This window comes from Methylobacterium sp. E-005 (genome assembly GCF_022829725.1).
Classification (GTDB): domain Bacteria; phylum Pseudomonadota; class Alphaproteobacteria; order Rhizobiales; family Beijerinckiaceae; genus Methylobacterium.
The window spans coordinates 58,096-75,976 of the sequence record NZ_JAKSYG010000097.1 but is presented as its reverse complement, the minus strand read 5'-3'; the positions used below and the strand labels follow the sequence as shown (position 1 = coordinate 75,976).

Annotated in this window: 20 protein-coding genes; 8 read left to right on the top strand and 12 right to left on the bottom strand. The window is 70.6% G+C overall.

The features are described from left to right. Position 1: 1 nt before the first annotated feature. The 4 genes from MKK88_RS11580 to MKK88_RS11565 all read right to left on the bottom strand — a co-directional run bounded on the left by MKK88_RS11580 (position 2) and on the right by MKK88_RS11565 (position 3,737). Positions 2–712, bottom strand: a complete 711-nt coding sequence (locus MKK88_RS11580) for a phosphatidylserine decarboxylase (RefSeq protein ID WP_243999768.1) — start codon at positions 710–712, stop codon at positions 2–4. A gap of 91 nt (positions 713–803) precedes the next feature. Then, positions 804–1,082 carry a type II toxin-antitoxin system RelE/ParE family toxin gene (locus MKK88_RS11575; RefSeq protein WP_243999766.1) on the bottom strand — a complete coding sequence of 93 codons (279 nt, stop codon included), beginning with the start codon at positions 1,080–1,082 and terminating at the stop codon, positions 804–806. Beyond that, positions 1,079–1,306: a hypothetical protein gene (locus MKK88_RS11570; RefSeq protein ID WP_243999764.1), complete on the bottom strand. Its 228-nt coding sequence runs from the start codon at positions 1,304–1,306 to the stop codon at positions 1,079–1,081. Before MKK88_RS11570 ends, MKK88_RS11575 begins: the two co-directional genes overlap by 4 nt. Before the next feature lie 1,051 nt (positions 1,307–2,357). After that, positions 2,358–3,737: an RsmB/NOP family class I SAM-dependent RNA methyltransferase gene (locus MKK88_RS11565; protein ID WP_409566646.1), complete on the bottom strand. Its 1,380-nt coding sequence runs from the start codon at positions 3,735–3,737 to the stop codon at positions 2,358–2,360. A gap of 55 nt (positions 3,738–3,792) precedes the next feature. Between MKK88_RS11565 and MKK88_RS11560 the strand changes: the two genes are divergently transcribed. From MKK88_RS11560 to MKK88_RS11550, 3 genes are read left to right on the top strand one after another with little or no spacing between them, the layout of a single operon-like run. Beyond that, a complete protein-coding gene (locus tag MKK88_RS11560) occupies positions 3,793–4,014 on the top strand; it encodes a DUF1674 domain-containing protein (protein ID WP_243999762.1) in 222 nt (73 codons plus the stop codon). Between the two features lie 60 nt (positions 4,015–4,074). Further along, positions 4,075–4,383, top strand: a complete 309-nt coding sequence (locus tag MKK88_RS11555; protein WP_243999761.1) for a cupin domain-containing protein — start codon at positions 4,075–4,077, stop codon at positions 4,381–4,383. 59 nt (positions 4,384–4,442) lie between these two features. Beyond that, entirely contained in the window at positions 4,443–4,793 is a 351-nt protein-coding gene (locus MKK88_RS11550; RefSeq protein ID WP_313902310.1) for a nucleotidyltransferase domain-containing protein, read from the top strand. 226 nt (positions 4,794–5,019) lie between these two features. Here MKK88_RS11550 and MKK88_RS11545 read toward each other — a convergent pair whose 3' ends face one another. Both MKK88_RS11545 and bluB read right to left on the bottom strand, forming a co-directional pair. Then, positions 5,020–5,529: a L,D-transpeptidase gene (locus tag MKK88_RS11545; protein ID WP_243999757.1), complete on the bottom strand. Its 510-nt coding sequence runs from the start codon at positions 5,527–5,529 to the stop codon at positions 5,020–5,022. A 181-nt stretch (positions 5,530–5,710) separates the two neighbouring features. Further along, positions 5,711–6,349 (bottom strand): 5,6-dimethylbenzimidazole synthase, encoded by a 639-nt coding sequence (gene bluB / locus MKK88_RS11540; protein WP_243999838.1) that lies wholly within the window; start codon positions 6,347–6,349, stop codon positions 5,711–5,713. Positions 6,350–6,698: 349 nt separating this feature from the next. On the opposite strand from bluB, the gene MKK88_RS11535 reads away from it, so the two are divergent. Further along, positions 6,699–7,073 (top strand): DUF2794 domain-containing protein, encoded by a 375-nt coding sequence (locus MKK88_RS11535; protein ID WP_243999755.1) that lies wholly within the window; start codon positions 6,699–6,701, stop codon positions 7,071–7,073. A gap of 191 nt (positions 7,074–7,264) precedes the next feature. Here the strand turns inward: MKK88_RS11535 and MKK88_RS11530 are convergent, their stop codons facing one another. The 3 genes from MKK88_RS11530 to MKK88_RS11520 form a co-directional block, all read right to left on the bottom strand. Further along, positions 7,265–8,158 carry a dihydrodipicolinate synthase family protein gene (locus MKK88_RS11530; protein ID WP_243999753.1) on the bottom strand — a complete coding sequence of 298 codons (894 nt, stop codon included), beginning with the start codon at positions 8,156–8,158 and terminating at the stop codon, positions 7,265–7,267. 95 nt (positions 8,159–8,253) lie between these two features. Continuing rightward, positions 8,254–9,024, bottom strand: a complete 771-nt coding sequence (locus tag MKK88_RS11525) for a Bax inhibitor-1/YccA family protein (RefSeq protein WP_243999752.1) — start codon at positions 9,022–9,024, stop codon at positions 8,254–8,256. A gap of 395 nt (positions 9,025–9,419) precedes the next feature. Continuing rightward, complete coding sequence (locus tag MKK88_RS11520) at positions 9,420–10,013, bottom strand: PAS domain-containing protein (protein ID WP_243999750.1); 594 nt, start codon at positions 10,011–10,013, stop codon at positions 9,420–9,422. A 161-nt stretch (positions 10,014–10,174) separates the two neighbouring features. On the opposite strand from MKK88_RS11520, the gene MKK88_RS11515 reads away from it, so the two are divergent. Continuing rightward, positions 10,175–10,483, top strand: coding sequence for a hypothetical protein (locus MKK88_RS11515; protein WP_243999748.1), 309 nt, complete (start codon positions 10,175–10,177; stop codon positions 10,481–10,483). Positions 10,484–10,710: 227 nt separating this feature from the next. Here the strand turns inward: MKK88_RS11515 and MKK88_RS11510 are convergent, their stop codons facing one another. Then, positions 10,711–13,287: an ABC transporter permease gene (locus tag MKK88_RS11510; RefSeq protein ID WP_243999746.1), complete on the bottom strand. Its 2,577-nt coding sequence runs from the start codon at positions 13,285–13,287 to the stop codon at positions 10,711–10,713. After that, a complete protein-coding gene (locus tag MKK88_RS11505) occupies positions 13,287–13,988 on the bottom strand; it encodes an ABC transporter ATP-binding protein (protein WP_243999744.1) in 702 nt (233 codons plus the stop codon). The genes MKK88_RS11510 and MKK88_RS11505 overlap by 1 nt, the downstream gene beginning before the upstream one ends. Before the next feature lie 174 nt (positions 13,989–14,162). Here MKK88_RS11505 and MKK88_RS11500 point away from each other — a divergent pair, with 174 nt between their 5' ends. Then, positions 14,163–14,774 (top strand): arylesterase, encoded by a 612-nt coding sequence (locus tag MKK88_RS11500; RefSeq protein ID WP_409566645.1) that lies wholly within the window; start codon positions 14,163–14,165, stop codon positions 14,772–14,774. Then, positions 14,774–15,313 carry an RNA 2',3'-cyclic phosphodiesterase gene (thpR, locus tag MKK88_RS11495; protein WP_243999741.1) on the top strand — a complete coding sequence of 180 codons (540 nt, stop codon included), beginning with the start codon at positions 14,774–14,776 and terminating at the stop codon, positions 15,311–15,313. The genes MKK88_RS11500 and thpR overlap by 1 nt, the downstream gene beginning before the upstream one ends. A 268-nt stretch (positions 15,314–15,581) precedes the next feature. Here the strand turns inward: thpR and MKK88_RS11490 are convergent, their stop codons facing one another. After that, entirely contained in the window at positions 15,582–16,829 is a 1,248-nt protein-coding gene (locus MKK88_RS11490) for an ABC transporter substrate-binding protein (protein ID WP_243999739.1), read from the bottom strand. Between the two features lie 257 nt (positions 16,830–17,086). Between MKK88_RS11490 and cpaB the strand changes: the two genes are divergently transcribed. Beyond that, a complete protein-coding gene (gene cpaB, locus MKK88_RS11485) occupies positions 17,087–17,878 on the top strand; it encodes a Flp pilus assembly protein CpaB (protein ID WP_243999737.1) in 792 nt (263 codons plus the stop codon). Positions 17,879–17,881 lie beyond the last annotated feature (3 nt).

Below are 17,881 nucleotides of genomic sequence, written 5' to 3'. Positions count from 1 at the left end.
GTCAGATCCGCTTGAACACACGATCCGAGCCGCCGGCGAGATCGGCCAGCACGGTCTCGCCCGCCACCGCCTTCTGGCCGAGGCCGACCAGCACGGTCGCGCCCGCCGGCAGGTAGACGTCCACCCGCGAGCCGAAGCGGATCAGCCCGAACCGCTCGCCGACGCCGAGCACGTCGCCCGCCGAGACGAACCCGACGATGCGCCTCGCCACCAGCCCCGCGATCTGCACCACGCCGACGCGCTTCGGGCTTCCGCCATGGGTGGTCTCGATGACCATGCCGTTGCGTTCGTTGTCGTCGCTGGCCTTATCGAGCTCGGCATTGAGGAACAGGCCGGGCGTGTAGTGGATCTGGCCGATCCGCCCCGGGACCGGCATCCGGTTCACGTGGCAATCGAACACGTTCATGAAGACCGAGACCCGCAAGGTGGGCACCTGCGGCAGGTCGAGTTCCGGCGGCGGCAGGACGGTGGCGATGAGATTCACGCGGCCGTCGGCCGGGGAGACCACCAGCCCGTCGGTCACCGGGGTGACGCGCTCCGGATCGCGGAAGAAGTAGCAGACCCAGAGGGTGAGGATCAGGAAGATCCAGCCGAAGAACTGGGAGAAGTAGCCGGCCAGCACCGTCAGCACGATGCCGATCAGGATGAAGGGATAGCCCTCCTTGTGGATCGGCACGAGCGTCCGGCGGATCGTCTCGATGAGGTCGGTCATTCTGTGGGGACTCAAGGATCAGGGCTTTGCCGGGCGGATGGCAGCCTGCCGGTCCGGCGTCAACTTTCCGGGGCAAGGCCGGGTGTCGCGGTCAGGACAGGGGCCGCCGGAAGGCATGACGGATGCGGTGCACGAGGATCGCGTCCCGGTCGATCGAAGAATCCACGGAATAAGGTTGGGTGCCAAGCGGAAAGCGTCGGATATGCCCCACGCCCGTGCCGTGCCCCAGGGAGGGATGAGCTTCCAAGAGCGTCGTCACCGCGGGCAGGCGCTCGCGCAATCCCCGCGCGGCGTCCGGCGACTGCGCGGCCAGATAGTCAAGCGCGGCCTCGACCTGCCGCGCCGCCGGAGGGGGGTACCGAACGCTCACAGGCCATGTTTCATCCAGATGGCGCGGATCTGATCGTCCGTCACGAACTCGCCGCGTGGCACTTCCGTATTCGACGCCGTGAGATCCGTCGCCTCCGGCGTCAGCTGGTACACCGGGTCATCCGCCGCACCCGCGAACGGCAGCCGCATGCGGGCGGCATCGTCCGGCTGGGCGGCGGGGGACGCGCCGACGCGCGCGATGGCTCGGTCCAGGAGGTCGGTCATGGCGCCATGATACAGGCCGCCGGGTCGGAAGGCAGTCATCGGCAGGGCGTCTCGATCAGGTCGGTCATGATCAACTCGGACATGGGTCGTTCGGCGTCGACGGCGCCCCTTGCGGGCGGAGCCGCTCGGACACGCGCCATCGTCCCCGCGCGCCTGCGGCGCCGGGGGCATGGCGGAAGCGCAACACGAAGGGACGCGGGACGCCGCGAGGACCCAGGTGTCGGCCAGATACGCGCGGGATCCGATCCCCGCGGCGCCCGCGGCATCGAGCAGGCGTAATCCCGGCCCGGTACCGTCTGTCTCGTCGCGGTGGCTCCAGCGGTCCCGATCCTGCGACGTCCCGGCAGACGGTCTCGGACGAGGTGCTGGCACCTCCGGAACCCACAAAGGATCGGGGCCTTCCAGCCCGTGCCCGCCTCGTAGTGGGCGGGTCCGCAAGAGGCTCAGGGTCGGCCCAGAAGCGGGTCGGCGCGGGGCGCATTTCCTCGCCCTGCCGGGGTGGCCCGGTGTTTCTCACGCCCGCATCCGAGGCACGCCCCGTATCGGTCCGCCGCCCGGGGCGATGGCGGCTGAAGAGCCACCGACGCGGGCACCGCCCCATCCGCGGACCCGCCCGGTCAGCCACCGGGCGGGCCCCCGAAGGACACCCCGGGATCGCTCCCGAAGTGCCGCGGACAGGTGCGGCTAATGAGCACAAAATAGGAACATTGTCAAGGGCGGCATGCTGTTCGCACGGGCTGCCCGCCGGGCTCCCTGTTTCCGTTGAGCTACGGGCTACGCAGGTTTGCGGTTTCGACACGCGCATCCGCCAGCTTGAAGGAATGCGGGTCTCCGCGGCCGCACGGGAGAGGGGGCGCGTCGCGCGCCGTCATCGGCTTTGTGCCTCAAGCCCGTGTCGTCCGGAGCCCCTGTGGGGCAGCGTTGGAGGTGGGGGTGACGCAGGATGAGGCGCGGCTGTGCCCCCTGCCCCACCCCACCCGGCCCCGCAGGCGGAGGGGGAAGAGCGTTGTCCTAGCAGCGCGTTGGTGTCCGGGTGAGACGGATGAAACCGCTAGCCCGCGCGCTGGAGTCGGCTCGCAAAGAACCCGTCGAGCCCCCCGCGGGCGCCCGGGACGTCGGCGAGATGGCACGGCAGGGTGCGCAGATCGCCGGCGGCATCGATCAGCCCGGCATCGCCCCCCACTTCCCCGGGCTGCACCGGGACGCGTGTGAACCGGGGATCGCGTGCCAGGAAGGCCGCGACCTGCGCCTTGCCCTCCTCCGGCTCCAGGGAGCAGGTGCAGTAAACCAGAACCCCGCCCGGCCGCACCAGTTCGGCGGCGTGGTCGAGGAGCCTGCGCTGGAGCCCGGCGAGCCGGCCGATATCGGCCTCCGCCTTGGTCCAGGCCACATCCGGATGGCGCCGGATCGTGCCGGTGGCCGAGCAGGGGGCGTCGAGCAGCACCGCGTCATGCGCTTGCCCCTCCAGCGCCAGGGCGTCCGCGACCCGGATCTCCACGTCGAAGCCGAGCCGCGCGACGTTCTCGCGCAGGCGCTCGAGCCGGGGTGCGGAACGGTCGATTGCCGTGACGTGCGCGCCGGTCGCGGCGAGCTGGAGGGTCTTGCCACCGGGGGCCGCGCAGAGGTCGAGCACGCGGGTGCCCGGCCTGGGGGCGAGCAGCCGGGCCGGGATCGCAGCGGCGGCATCCTGTACCCACCATGCGGCCTCCTGGAAGCCCGGCAGGTCCGGGATCGACGGCCCGTTCTCCGGCAGGCGCAGGGAGCCGGTGGGCAGCACCACGGCGCCGAGCCGCTCGGCCCAGTCCGCCGGGTCCCCCCGCGGGGTCAGATCGATCGCGGCGCCGGCCAAGTGCGCCCGCGCGATCGCCTCCGCGCGCTCCGGCCCGTAGGCGGCGCTCCAGCGGCGGGCGAGCCAGTCGGGCGTGTTGGTCGCAAGGGCGTCGGCGCCCTCGGCCAGGATGGCGTCACGTTCCCGGGCGATCCGGCGCAGCACCGCGTTGACGAGGCCGGCGAGGTGGGCCGTCCGGTTATCCGCCTTGGCGAGCCGCACCGCGAGATCGACGGCGGCATGGTCGGGGACCGCGAGATCGAGGATCTGGGCCGTCGCGGTGGCGAGCAGGGCCGTGAGCTGGGGCTTGGCGGTTGGAAGCCCGCGCTCCAGCCGCTGGGCGAGCGCGGCGCGGATCTGCCCGTAGCGCCGGAAGGTCGCGACCGCGATCGCCCGCGCCAGGGCGGCGTCTGCGGGCGCCAGCGCCTCGGTGCGGATCGCCTGAGCCAGCGCCTCGTCGAGGGCGGGCGGCCGGTCCTGACCGATCAGCGCCGCGACCGCGTGCTGTGCCGCCCGCCGGGTGCCGAGGCCCGCGGTCTCGGCGCCCGTCCCCGGCGTTGAAGTCTGAGGCCGCGTGTTGCGGCCGATGTCCCGCGATGCCACTTCTGCTCCGGAGCCGAATTCTCTCGATCCACGCCCTCACACCCGAACGAGCGCGATGCAAGACCCGAACAGACAGAACCCGAACGCAGCCGGTGCGACCCCCCGCAGGCTGAGCCCCGCGGCGGAGCGTGCCCTCGCGGAGGCGGCCGAGCGCCGGGCCGCGATCGATGCCCGCGCCGCCGAGATCAGCGCCAAGCCGGAGCGCCAGGGCCGCGGCGGCCTGGAACCGGTGCGCTACGCCGACTGGGAGGTGAAGGGCCTCGCGGTCGACTTCTGACGCCGGAACGCGGCGGCCCGAGGGCCGTTGCCCCTGCCTGACCGACAGGGAGAGTACGCGATGGCGACGAAGGTATCGGCCCGGGGCGCGGCCGAGGGGCCGCACGGTGAGATCACCCTGGCCCGGGGTGAGCGTCTCGGCATGCGCATGTGGCGCGCCGAGGAGCCGAACACCGACAAGCCGATGACCACCTCCCCCCACGAGACCGTGGGCTACGTGATCAGCGGCCGGGCCGAGCTGGTGGTCGGGAGTGAGACCGTGGCGCTCGCGGCCGGCGATTCCTACTGCGTGCCGGCCGGGGCCGAGCACACCTACCGGATCCTGGAGACCTTCACGGCCGTCGAGGCGACCGCGCCGCCGGCCGGGTGACAATCACCCCTGACGCCTGCACATCGCGACGCGGTGCGGTATAGTCTCGACGATGCGCGATCTGGCTGCCCAGGAGAGACTGCCGCCGCCGCTCACGGCGGCGGTGGGAGCGTCTTCGTTCGATCGCGCCGGTGGAGCGCGTGATCCTGTTCGGCAGCCGCGCCCGGGGCGATTACGACCCGGGCAGCGACTGGGACCTCTGCATCCTGTTGGATGACGATGTTCCCCCCGGCCTTTACACGCCGAGCATGGTTTGGCGGATCATACGCGACGTCGGCTTGCCCGTTCAGGTCACGCCGATGCGTCGCAGAATCTTCGAGACGCGCCGGAGCGCTATCAACGCCCTGGCGCACGATGTGGCGAAGGACGGCATTCTCCTTTTCGACCGGGCGATGGGCCCAGCACGATGAGCGTCTCCGACGCGAACGCGTGGATCATGAAGGAGCGGCAGGATGCGCGATCGGCGCGACCGCTTTCGGTTACCCCGCCGATGACCCCCACACGGCCGAGCCGACGCCGGAAAAGACCGCGGTCGGGCGCAGGCTGGCGAGGGTCGAGGCGTTTATCGCAGCCGTCGAGACCCGCATCATCCGCTCGGACAGCCGAAACAAACCCATCGGTCTCGGTCTGCCGCCGTCAGTGCGTCATGTAGACCGGCGTGCCGACATCGACCCGCGCGTAGAGATCGACCACATCCTGATTGTACATCCGGATGCAGCCATAGGATGCCCAGGTGCCGACCGAGCTCGGTCGGTTGGTGCCGTGGATCGCGTACTGGCCGCCCTGCAGGGTCATGGCGGCCGCGCCCATCGGGTTGTGCGGCGAGCCGCCCGCGATCAGGTTCGGCAGGCGCGGGTTGTCGCGCTTGACCTCGTCCGGCGGCGACCACGCGGGCGCCACGTACTTGCCGTCGATGGCGGCGGTGCCGAACCATTGCTTGCCGGGCTTGCCCACCGCCACCGGATAACGGATCGCCGTCCCGTCGCCGTTGACCAGATAGAGCTTGCGCTGGGTCACGCTGATCACGATCGAGCCCGGCGCGACGCCGTTCTGGAAGGGCACGATCTCGCGCGCCTGCGCGCCGCCGAAGCATCCAGCCAGCATCGCGCCGGCCAATCCGAATACAGCCGCCACCCGACCCGACATAACTCGTTCCCCGATACGCGTGATCTTCTGCGGCCGAGTAATCCACGGCCGAGCTTGGCGTTCCAGCGAAAGCTATGGTTGATGCGTGGATGGCACTTGAAACCGCGGATCACGGTAAAGCAGCAACGTAAATTCGCCGCCGAGGTCTTGGGTACGACTTCGGGTCTGGCTGTGTCAGGGCTCAGCGCTCGATCAGCCGCCGGCCGCGCGGATCCTCCTCCTGCCAGCTGTGGCGCTCCAGCTCCGGATCGCGGTGCTCCTCGACCGGGTGTCCGACGCACAGGTAGGCGACGAGCCGCCACGTCTCCGGCACCGCCAGGATCGCCGTGACGGCATCGGGTTCAAGGATCGAGACCCAGCCGACGCCGAGCCCCCGCGCCCGGGCGGCCAGCCAGAAGCACTGAACCGCCCCGACCACCGAATACGCCAGGGTCTCCGGCATGCTGGCCCGGCCGAGCCCAAGGCCGGCCGCGGTCGCCGAATCGCAGAAGGCCGCGAGGTGGACCGGCGCCTCCCGCAGGCCTGCGAGCTTCAGCGCCCGGTAGCGCGCCGCCCGATCCGCATCGTAGGTCTCCGCCGCCGCCGCGTTGCAGCGTCCGAAGCTCGCGATGATGGCGGCGCGCCGGTCGGGGTCCGAGACGCGCACGAAGCGCCAGGGCCGGCTGTTGCCGACCGATGGGGCGTGGTGGGCCGCCGCCAGGCACGCGTCGAGATGGTCCGCGTCGACCGGATCGGTCCGGAACCGGCGCACGTCCCGGCGCCACGCGAACAGCGCGTCGAGATCCTGCAGGAAGGCGTCGTCGAAGGCGGGCGGGCCCATGACCCGTGGCATACAAGCATCCAGGCCCGGACCGAACAGAAAAAAGGCCGCCCGGTTGGGGCGGCCTGAAGTCTTGGGTCTCGAAACCTCGGAGTGCCGGGTCCTGGGATCCCGACCGGCGACCGAGGGCTGGGGAGCTGGGTCGGGGCGCCGGCCGGTCAGAAACCGGCGAGGTTCACCATCTGTTGTGAGCCTGCAGCGCGGCCTGCAAAAGGCATCAATTGGGCGGAACGGTGATTTTTGTCTCTTGGGTGTGTCCTGCGCGACACGGATTGGCCCGGCCGGCACCCTTGCAGGTCGCTCCGGCGGGGGCCATCATCCGGCAAAGCAAGGATGCGCGGGAGTTCGAATGACTGAGCGGATGGGCGCCGGGCCCGGGCCCGACGAGGCGGCGGGCCATGTGATCCCCTTCCCGGTCCGCGCGGAGCCGCCCCAGATCGCTTTCAACCGGGACGAGTTGCGCGTGATCTTCAACCTCTACGGACGGCAGGTCGCCGCGGGTGAATGGCGCGATTACGCCCTCGACTTCCGGCGCGACAAGGCGGTGTTCTCGATCTATCGCCGCGCCTCCGAGATGCCGCTCTACCGGATCGAGAAGGATCCGAAGCTCGCCCGCCGCCAGGGGGCCTACGCGGTGATCGCCGCCAGCGGACAGGTGCTGAAGCGCGGCACCGACCTCGCCCGGGTGATCGCCGTGCTGGAACCGGCACCCCGGGCGGTGTGAGACCGCGCTCCGGTTGACGCGTTCGACCCCGCCGTCTCTGCGAGCGGAGCGCAGCGATCCAGTGGCGCCACGTCGTCCGGCGCCACGTCGTCCGGCGTCGCGCCGGCCTGGGTCACGGCGCTGCGCTCGTGATGATGGTGTGGGCTGCAGCGACCGCGGCGTTCAAACGGAAGCCGCATGATCCGTCGATTTCACGTGAGCGATAGAACGTGCTGCATCCCAGCGATCTCCGCCTGGACCTCGGGCGCCAGCGGCCGGATCGGACGGGGCGGCTCGGCCCGGCAGAGGCCCAGGATCCCGGCCAGCGCATAGACCACCCGCAGGCTCGAATGGGCCTTGAACAGCGCCCAGAGGGGTTCGAGTTCGGCATTCAGCGCCCGGGCGCGGTCCGCGTCGCCCGCCTCGGCGGCCCTTGCGAGGGCCAGGCACGTCTTCGGAAACAGGCCCGCGGCCACGCTGAACCATGCGGCGCCCCCGGCGATCAGGGCCTCGGTCGCGTTCCAGTCACCGCTGAACCCAATGGGAAACCCGGTCGGCACGGCGGCCCGGAGGGCGGCGACCCCGGCCGCGGCGGCGTCCGGCTCGGGCGCCGGACACTTGGCGGCTACCACGCCGGGCAGGCGGGCGATCCGGCCGATCAGCTCCGGCGCGAAGCGGAAATGCGTGGTGGCGGGATTGTCGTAGATCACGAGCGGCAGGCCGCCCTCCCCCGCCACCGCCTCGAAATGCGCGAGGACCTCGTCCTCCGTGAGCGGCGTGTAGGAGACGGGCGCGAGGAGACCCGCAGCCGCGCCGGCCGCGCGCGCATCCCGGGCCAGGCGGATCGCGTCATCGGTGCGCAGCGCGCCGATGCCGACCAGCAGGGGCGTCCGGCCCAACACGGTCTCGACGGCGATCTCCACCGCCCGGCGCCGCTCGTCCCGGGACAGGTAGGCGTAGGTGCCGGTGCTGCCGAGCAGGCCGATCGAATCGACGCCGGCCGCCGCCAGCGGCTCCAGCAGCCGGCGCAGGGCGTCGGCCTCGACGCGGCCGTCGGCGTCGCTCGGCGTGATCGGGAAGGCGGAGAGGCCGGTGATTCTCAGCATGAGGCCAGGGTAGCGCCCGCGCCCCGACCCGTCAGGCAAAAAGAAACCCCGGCGGTCGCCCGCCGGGGTTTCGTGCGTCAGTCAGTCCGTCTTGCCTAGCGGCGGTCGCCGATCAGGCTGAGCAGGAACTGGAACATGTTGATGAAGTCGAGATAGAGCGTCAGGGCGCCGTTGACCGACATCTTGGCCGCCATCTCGCCGTTGAAGCCTCCGTAGAGATACATCTCCTTGAGCTTCTGGGTGTCGTAGGCGGTCAGCCCCGCGAAGATCAGCACGCCCAGCACCGAGATGGCGAACTGGAGGGCCGACGAGGCGAAGAAGATGTTCACCAGCGACGCGAGGATGATGCCGATCAGGCCCATCATCAGGAACGAGCCCATGCCGGAGAGGCTGCGCTTCGTGGTGTAGCCCCACAGGCTCAGCGAGCCGAAGGCCGCCGCCGTGATGAAGAACACCTGGACCACGCTCGCGCCGGTGAAGACCAGCAGGAGCGAAGACATCGACGCGCCCATCACCGCCGCGAAGGCGAAGAACATCGTCCGCGCCGACGAGGCCGACATCCGGTCCATCCGCATCGAGAAGACGAAGATGAACGCAAGCGGGGCCAGCATCAGCACCCACTTGAGCGGGCTCAGGTAGAGGGTCTGACCGAACGGGGTCAGGATCGGGCGCGTACCCTGGTAGGCCGCGACCGAGGCCATGTTCAGGCCGAGGGCGACGAGACCGGAGATCCCGAGCCCGATGACCATGTTGTTGTAGACGCCGAGCATGAAGGCACGCAGGCCCTGGTCGACCTCGACCTGGGTGCCGGCGTAGCCCGTCGGCTGCTGGGCGCCGTACCGGAAGGGACTGTTCTCGAATGCCATGGGAGTTTCCTTGCGGAGGCTCTCTCAGCGTGGTGTTTCGGGCGAGGCCCACGCAGGACCTCTGGCGCCAGGCTGGCGCCTCGGTCAGGAATATGTTGCGCGCGCGTCGCCAGCACAAGTGCCCGGCCACGGTTGCGCGGCCGGTTTTCCATGTCCGGACGATGTATTTTTGTCCATCCGGGCGGGGATTAAAATGCATTCCGCCCTGCCCGCGGGTTGTTCGACTGGCGGTTGCCGGGATCCGGGCGTTTCGATGTGCATGCGCGAAGTCTTAATGGCTTCCTTATGTCCCGCCCACCCGCGCTGGCTCCGGGTTTTCCGGTGCGGATCGGTCGGGCGCGGCCGGTTCGAGCCTGCCTGCGCGATCCGCGGTCGTCGAAATCCGGTTCCCGTGCTCAGCCCGGCATTCTACGGGCGAGCGCGCGGCCCAGGCCCAGCAGCAGCAACTCGGCGGCAACCCGCACCTCCCCGGGCATGTCGTCGGTGAGCGCGTGCTTCAGCGCGATGGCGAGATCGGCCGCCCGTTCCAGCGGGTCGCCACCCGCCCGGGGCTTGCCGACCACGTAGCGGTCGCCGCCGTCCCGGATTTCCGTGATGTCCATCAGGATGAGGATGCCGTGCGAGCGCTGCGGCTGGCCGTCTTCGTTCCGGTGGGTCCGCCCGCGGCTCAGGAGCCAGCGGACGGAGCCATCCGCCTTGAACACGCGGTATTCGGCCAGCACCAATCCGCCGGACCGGATCGCTTGGAGCATGTCGTCCATCAGCCACGTCAGGTCCTCGGGATGCACCGCGGCCAGGGCCATCGGGCCCTTGATCGGCTGGTCGGCGAGGTCGGCGCGGCCGGTCAGCAGGCGGGCCGCGCCCGCGTCGTAGACGACCATGCCGCGGATATGGTCCCACTCCCAGGTTCCCACGACGCACGAGGCTTCGAGAGCCGCGCGGAGACGGTCGGCGTTCTCCGCGCGGCCATCCATGAGGTTGATGTGCATGTTGAACGGTCCCCCCGGGCCGATCGAAACCCGAATGTCTGGTCACGTACCAATCTTCTGGAAAAATGACAAAGAGTTCACTTGCGAATACCCGTTCAAACAGGCACTCCCCGTCACGATTGGAAAATTATCCTCCGCGGTGAGCAATCCGAGGGTTCGCCATGAACGAGAAGGCGCTCGATTCCCTGCGCAGGATTGCGGACCTGAAGGCGGAATCTTCGCCTTCGCGTGCGCTGAACAGGATTGCCCAGTCCCTCGATTTGCCGGTCGGGGCGTTCTACGGTCCCGATCACCCCGGAGTGATCGAGCGGGATACGGAGCGGCTGCTGGCACTGGTCGGGATCCATCTGCGCCGGCTCGATCCGGGCGCACGGACGCGCTTCGGTGAAGCGGTTCTCACGATGGTTGGCCCCGGAGGTGCCGAAGACGGCCGGAGCACCGCTGAGAAGGCGGCGTGCGGGGACCTATGAGTGCGGGCTCGGGCGCTGAAAGCCCCTCCCTTCGGACCGATGGTGCCGATTCCGGATCGGGCGTCGTTCGACGGGGCGCGGTTGGCCCGGCGGGCCCGAGGGCCTGCCTTGACCGGAGCCGGCCCGGCTTCGGCGGCGACAGGATCGGCGTGCGGCAGGGGGCGAGACCGTTCTTCGCCAGAGGCCCCGGGGGAGTCTGGCGCTGAGGCCGACATGGGCCGGCGCCGTCAGATCTGCCGCAGGTACGGTGCCGGCTTCTGCCCCAGGATCCGCCACGTGCCCAGCAGCCCGAGCAGGATCGCCAGCGCCACGGCGGCCAGCGCCGCCACCAGCGCCCCCGAGAGGTCCAGCCGGAAGTCGAGGTGCATCACCTTGGCGACGATCACCCAGCCGGCGAGCGTGCCGGCCGCGAGGCCGAACAGGGCCGTGGCGAGCCCCAGAGCCGCATACTCGATGGCGTAGGCGGTGAGCAGGCGGGACCGGCTCGCGCCGAGCACCTTGAGCACCACGGCGTCGTAGAGGCGCGCCCGGTGGCCGGCCGCGATGGCGCCGGCCAGCACGAACAGGCTCGCCAGCACCGCGACCGCGCTCGCCCCGCGGATCGCCAGGACCAGCCGACCGACGAGATCGCCGATCGCGTCGAGGGCATCCTTGACCCGCACCGCGCTCACCGACGGGAAGCTCTTTGCGACGTCGCGCAGGATGTGGTTCTCCACCCCCGCATCGGTGCCGCCGGGCAGCGTCAGGGTCGCGAGATCCGAGTGCGGTGCGCCCCGGAAGGTGCCGGGGGAGAACACCATCACGAAGTTGATGCCCAGGTTGCGCCACTCCACCCGGCGCAGATTGAAGATCGTCGCCGTGAGGTCGCGGCCGAGTACGTTTACCGTCACGGTGTCGCCGAGCTTCAGGCCGAGCTGGCGGGCGAGGGCGGCCTCGAAGGAGACGAGCGGCTTGGCGCCCTGCTGCGGGCTCCACCACGCCCCCTCGGTGAGACTGGAGCCTTCCGGCACCGTGTCGGCGTAGGTGATGCCCCGGTCGCCGTCGAGCACCCAGGCGGCGTCCTCCGGCGCGCGGATCTTGCCCGCCGGCACGCCGTTCAGGGCGACGATCCGGCCGCGCATCATCGGCACGTCCTCGATCTTCCCGTTGGGCGCCGAGCGGGCCAGGAACTCCCGGAACTGGGCGGCGTCCCGCGAGGGGATGTCGAGGAAGAACAGGTTCGGCGCCCGGGCCGGCAGGGTCGCGCTGATCGTGCGCCGGACGTTGGCGTCGATCAGGCTGAGCGTCACGAGGAGCGTCACGCCGAGGCCCAGCGACAGGACGATGGCCGGCGTCAGGGCGCCGGGCCGGTGGAGGTTGGCGAGGGCCATCCGGGGCGCCGGCCAGCGCGGATGCGGCAGGCGCCGGGCGAGCGCCATCAGGCCGAGGGCCACCAGATGCAGCAGGCCGAACGCGATGGCGGCCGCCGCGATGAAGATCAGCGCCACCCGCCGGTCGAAGGCGGTCGCCACCGACAGGCCCACCAGGGCCGCGAGGCTGAGGGTCAGCCAGATCCGGTAGCGCCAGCGCGGGCGCACCCGGGCAGGATCGACCGTGTCGCGGAACAGCCCGGAGACCGGCACGTCGTGAGCGCGGCCGAGGGGCGTGATCGCGAAGGCGAAGGCCGTGATCAGGCCGTAGGCGGCGGCCAGCGCCAGCTCCCCCGGGGCGAGCGTGGGATTGAGCGGCAGCGGCAAATCGGCCGAGAACAGGGCGTCGAGGAGGAAGGGCAGGCTCGCCCCGATCACGAGACCGATGAGCGTGCCGAGGCCGGCGATCAGCATCACCTGGGCCAGGTACAGGGCGACCACCTGCGAGCCCGGCGCGCCGACGCTCTTGAGGGTCGCGATCGCGGGTCGCTTGCGCTCCACGAAGGCGTGGACCGCGTTGCCGACCCCGACCCCGCCGACGATCAGCGCGGTGAGCCCCACCAGGGTCAGGAACTGCGTGAACCGCTCGATGCTCTTGGCGAAGCGCGGATCGGCGTTGGTGCGCGAGCGGATCTCCCAGCCGGCCTCCGGAGTCGCGGCTTTGATGCGCGCCTGCGCGGCGTCGAGGTCGGCATCCGGCGTGCCGGGCGGCAGGATGAGGCGGTAGCTCCAGCGGTTGAGGCTGCCGGGCTGGACGAGGCCGGTGGCGCGCAGAGTCGGCTCGGAGATCATCAGCCGCGGCCCGAAGCCGATGCCGCCGGCGATCTTGTCGGGCTCGGACACGATGGTGCCGCGGATCGCGATCGGGTGGCCGGCCAGCGAGAGGCGGTCGCCGACCTTGACGGCGAGGCGGGTGAGCAGCGCCGGGTCGGCCAGCGCCCCCGGCACCCCGTCGCGTTCCGCCAGGAGATCGGCGGGGCGCCCCGGCGGATCGGTGGCGAGCTCGCCCGCGGCCGGGTAGGTGGCGGGATCGACGGACTTCAGCTCGACGAGCGCCGCATCGCCGCTCGGCGCCACCGCCATCGCCCGCAGGGAGGCGACGATATCGAGCTTGCCTTCCCGCGCCAGGGCCTGCTTCTCCGCCTCGGTCGCCTCGCGGTTGATCAGGTTGTAGGCGAGATCGCCGCCGAGGATGCGGCGCCCTTCCCGGCCGAGCCCGTCCGAGAGCGAGCGCGAGATCGACGCCACGCCCGCGATCGCCATGACGCCGAGCGCGATGCAGGCGAGGAACACCGCGAAGCCCGAGAGGCCGGCGCGCAGCTCGCGCACAGCAAGGCGCAGGGTGAGCGGGATGCGGCGGGGTGCCGGTTCGGGGCGGGTGATCGTGCCGTGCATCAGGCCGCCAAAGCCTCCTCGATCTGCCCCGAGCGCAGGCGCACGGTGCGGTCGCACAGGCGGGCGAGGCCGTTGTCGTGGGTGACCAGCACCAACGTCGCGCCGCGGTCGCGCTTCAGGCGGAACAGGAGATCGACGATCTGCCGGCCGGTGGCCTCGTCGAGGTTGCCGGTGGGCTCGTCGGCCACCAGGATCGCCGGGTCGGGGGCGACCGCCCGGGCGATGGCGACGCGCTGCTGCTCGCCCCCCGAGAGCTGCGCCGGATAATGGTGCAGCCGGTGGCCGAGGCCCACCGCCTCCAGCTCGGCGCGGGCCCGCTCCAGGGCGCCCGGCCGGTCGGCCAGTTCGAGCGGCAGCGCCACGTTCTCCAGGGCCGTCATGGTCGGCACGAGGTGGAAGGCCTGGAACACGATGCCGATCCGCCGGCCGCGGAACCGGGCCAGCGCGTCCTCGTCGAGGCGGACGAGGTCGGTGTCCTCGATCACGACGCCGCCGGAATCGGGCCGCTCCAGCCCGGCCATCACCATCAGCAGCGTCGATTTGCCCGAACCGGACGGCCCGACGAGGCCCACCGCCTCGCCACGGCCGACATTCAGGGAGATGCCCCGCAGGACGTGGACCCGGGCGGCCCCGCGTCCGAGGCTGAGATCGATGTCGGACAGCGCGATCGCGGGTGCGCCCACCACCTTGCCTTGGTTCACGGGTAAGCCGATCTGTGGGCGATGACGAGCATGGCGCGCGAGGTCCTGTCTTGGTTTCGATCCTGGCGGCACGGGCCGTGGTTGCACCGCGATATGGGTCGCCCATTGGGGCCGCACCATGATGGCGGCGCTGTGTTCCGGCGCACGGCCCTGTTTGCCGCAGCGCTAGCGCTCATGATTCTCCCTTTCATGACAGCCCCGCAGGCCGCGGACGGCCCGACCCGGCTCGTCGCCCTCGGCGACAGCCTCACCGCGGGCTACCGGCTCCCGTCCGACGCCGCCTTTCCCACCGTTCTCGAGCGTATGCTCAAGGCCAAGGGCGAGGATGTCACCGTGGCCAATGCCGGCGTCTCGGGCGACACCGCCACGGGCGGCCTCGACCGGGTCGACTGGTCGGTGCCGGACGGGACCGCCGGGGTGATCCTCGAACTCGGCGCCAACGACATGCTGCGCGGCACCGATCCGAAGGTCACCGAGGGCGCGCTGTCGGCGATCATCGAGCGGCTGAAGGCGCGGGGCATCCCGGTCCTGCTCGCCGGCATGCAGGCCGCGCCCAATCTCGGTCCGGACTACAAGGCGCGGTTCGACGCGATCTACCCGACGCTGGCCAAGCGCTACGACCTGACCCTGTACCCGTTCTTCCTCGACGGGATCATCGGCGACCGGGCGCAGCACCTCGACGACATGCTGCACCCGAACCGGCAGGGGGTGGAGACGATCGCAGCCCGCATGCTGCCGACGGTGGAGACGTTTTTGGGTGGCCTCCGGCAGGGGGCGTCGCGGTAGTGCCACGCCTGTTCACCGGGCTCACCGTGCCGCATGCGGTCGCCGAGGCGCTCGAGGTCTATCAGGGCGGCCTGCCCGGCGCCCGCTGGATCGACCCGGACGACTTCCACGTGACGCTGCGCTTCATCGGCGACATCGACGCGCGGACGGCCGACGACGTGGTGGAGGCGCTCGCCGAGATGCGGGCGCGCCCGGCCCTCACGGTGACGCTCGACGGCCTCGGCCTGTTCGGCGGCGACAGGCCCCGGGCGCTCTACGCCTCGGTGGTGGCCGACCCGGCGCTGATGGATCTCCAGGCCGAGCAGGAGCGGCTGATCCGCCGGGCCGGCGTCGAGCCGGAGCGGCGGAAATTCACCCCGCACATCACGCTGGCCCGGCTGCGGCGCGACGCGACCCCGGAGGCGGCCGCGATGTACCTGTCGCAGGCGCCGGTCTTCGCGACGCTGGCGTTCACTGTAGACCGGGTGACGCTGTTCTCGGCGCGGGACTCGACCGGGGGTGGGCCGTATGTGGCGGAGGCGGAATTTCCGTTCGCATAGTTTTGGCAGCTCGGATCAACCAAGCGCCCTCCCTCCCCCCTCTGCGGGGGAGGGTGGCCCACGCGTCAGTGGGGGTCGGGAGAGGGGAGCCCGGCTTCCGCAAAGGACGCGATCGGCATGAAGGCCACAGCCCTGTTCTGCACCGTCGCTGCCCTCTCCCGACCCCCTTCGGGGGCCACCCTACCCCGCAAAGGGGGGAGGGAGAATGCGCGGTGACCTTGGACTCAATTCGGCCTGAGGCCATGTACCGTCTTGGTTCGACAACTTCCTACTTCGCCGCCGCCGTCAGTGGGCAGCCGCTCTCGGTCGGCGAGGCGAAGGCCTCCTTGCCGGGGACGGTCGAGATCAGCTTGTAGAGGTCCCACTCGCCCTTCGACTCGGACGGCTTCTTGACCTCGAACAGGTACATGTCGTGCACCATCAGGCCGTCAGCCTGCACGACCCCGTTATGGGCGAAGACATCGTCCACCGGCAGCGCCTTGAGCTTGGCGTTGACCGCGTCGGTCTCGTCGGTGCCCGCCGCCTTCACGGCCTTCAGGTAGGACAGCACTGCCGAGTAGGTGCCGGCCTGGATCATGTTGGGCATCCGGCCGGTGCGCTTCATGTAGCGCTGGCCGAAGGCGCGGGTCTCGTCGTTGGCGTCCCAGTACCAGCCCTCGGTGAGCGTCAGGCCCTGGGCCACCTTCAGGCCGAGCCCGTGAACCTCCGACAGGGTGAACAGCAAAGCCGCGAGCTTCTGGCCGCCCTCGACGATGCCGTACTCGGCCGCCTGCTTGATCGCGTTCGAGGTGTCGAGCCCGGCATTGGCGAGCCCGATCACCTTGGCCTTCGAGCCCTGGGCCTGAAGCAGGAACGAGGAGAAATCCTGGTTAGAGAGCGGGTGCCGGACGCTGCCCACCACCTTGCCGCCGTTGGCGATCACCACCTTGCTGGTGTCGGCCTCCAGCGCCGACCCGAAGGCGTAATCGGCGGTGAGGAAGAACCACGTGTCGCCGCCCGCCCGGGTCAGCGCGCCGCCGGTGCCCACCGCGAGCGCCCGCGTGTCGAACGCCCAGTGGTAGCCGTAGGGCGTGCAGGCCTTGCCGGTGAGGTCGCTGGTCGCCGCGCCCGTCGTGATGGTGATCTTCTTCTTCTCCTTGGACAGGCCCTGGACCGCGAGCGCCACCGAGGAGGTGGTCAGTTCCATGATCGCGTCGACGCCGTCGCGGTCGTACCATTGCCGGGCGATCGCCGAGGCGATGTCGGGCTTGTTCTGGTGGTCGGCCGTGAGGATCTCGATCGGCACGCTGCCGATCTTGCCGCCCATATCCTCCACCGCCATGCGGGCGGCCTCGACCGAGCCCTGGCCGCCGTATTCGGCGTAGAGGCCGGACTGGTCGTTGAGGACGCCGATGCGCACCGCGTTGCCCGAGAACGCGTCCGCGCCGCCCTGGGCGGCGGCCCCGGAAATCAGTCCCGCAAGGGCCGTGCCCGCCAGCGCCGCCGCCACCACCGCGCCACCGATTGTCCTGGTCATGTTTCCCCCGATTCGTCCGTGCGCCCGCTTCCGGGGCGATTCCGCATGCAAAATAGAGCAGGCATGGGTGTCAGGCCACGGCCAAGCTGCACCGTTTGCTGAAGGATCGCGCCGGTTGTGATGCGGAATCGCCCGAATGTCCGTTTCCAGACGGAGGTCGCGGCGGGGTTATTAAACCTTAACCATAATTACACGATTCCCCGCGCAGATTCCGGTCATGAACGGCAATTCGGCCGTCTCCGGCGCGTGGCCATGCGATGAAACCAGCCCGTCTCGCCGTCCTCGGCATCGCCCTCGCGGCGGGCAGTGGAGCGGCCTTCCTGATGAGCGGTGGCGATCCGGCTCCACCGCCGACGCCGATGAAGGCCGAGGCGCCGCCGGTGCCAATGACCGACGTGCTGGTCGCCGCCGCCGACATGCCCATGGGGCAGGTGCTGCGCGCCGCGGACCTGCGCTGGCAGCCCTGGCCGGATAACGCCGTCAATGCCGGCTTCGTGACCCGCAAGAGCAATCCCAAGGGCCTGGAGGAGACCACGGGCGCCTCGGCGCGCTCGGGCTTCCTGGCAGGCGAGCCGATCCGCGCGCAGAAGCTCGTGCGGCCGGAGAGCGGCTTCATGGCGGCGATCCTGCCGCCGGGCCAGCGCGCGGTCGCGATCACGACCGACAGCCGCGGCACCAACTCGGCCGGCGGCTTCATCCTGCCGAACGACCATGTCGACGTGATCCGCACCTTCCACAAGATCAGGAAGAGCGACAACCGCGACGTGCAGCTCTCGGAGACGATCCTGACCGATATCCGCGTCCTGGCGATCGGCCAGCTGATCCAGGAGAAGAACGGCACCAACGTCGTCACGGGCGAGACCGCGACACTGGCGGTCACCCCCAGCCAGGCGGAGATTCTGACCCTCGCCGGACGCGACGGCGTGCTGTCGCTGTCGCTGCGCAGCCTCGCCGATGCCGGTCAGCCCTCCGAGCCGCCTCCGGCGGAGACGCCCACATCCGACCTGACCGTCGTGCGCTTCGGCGTCGCGCGGCAGCAGACGCCGTGACCG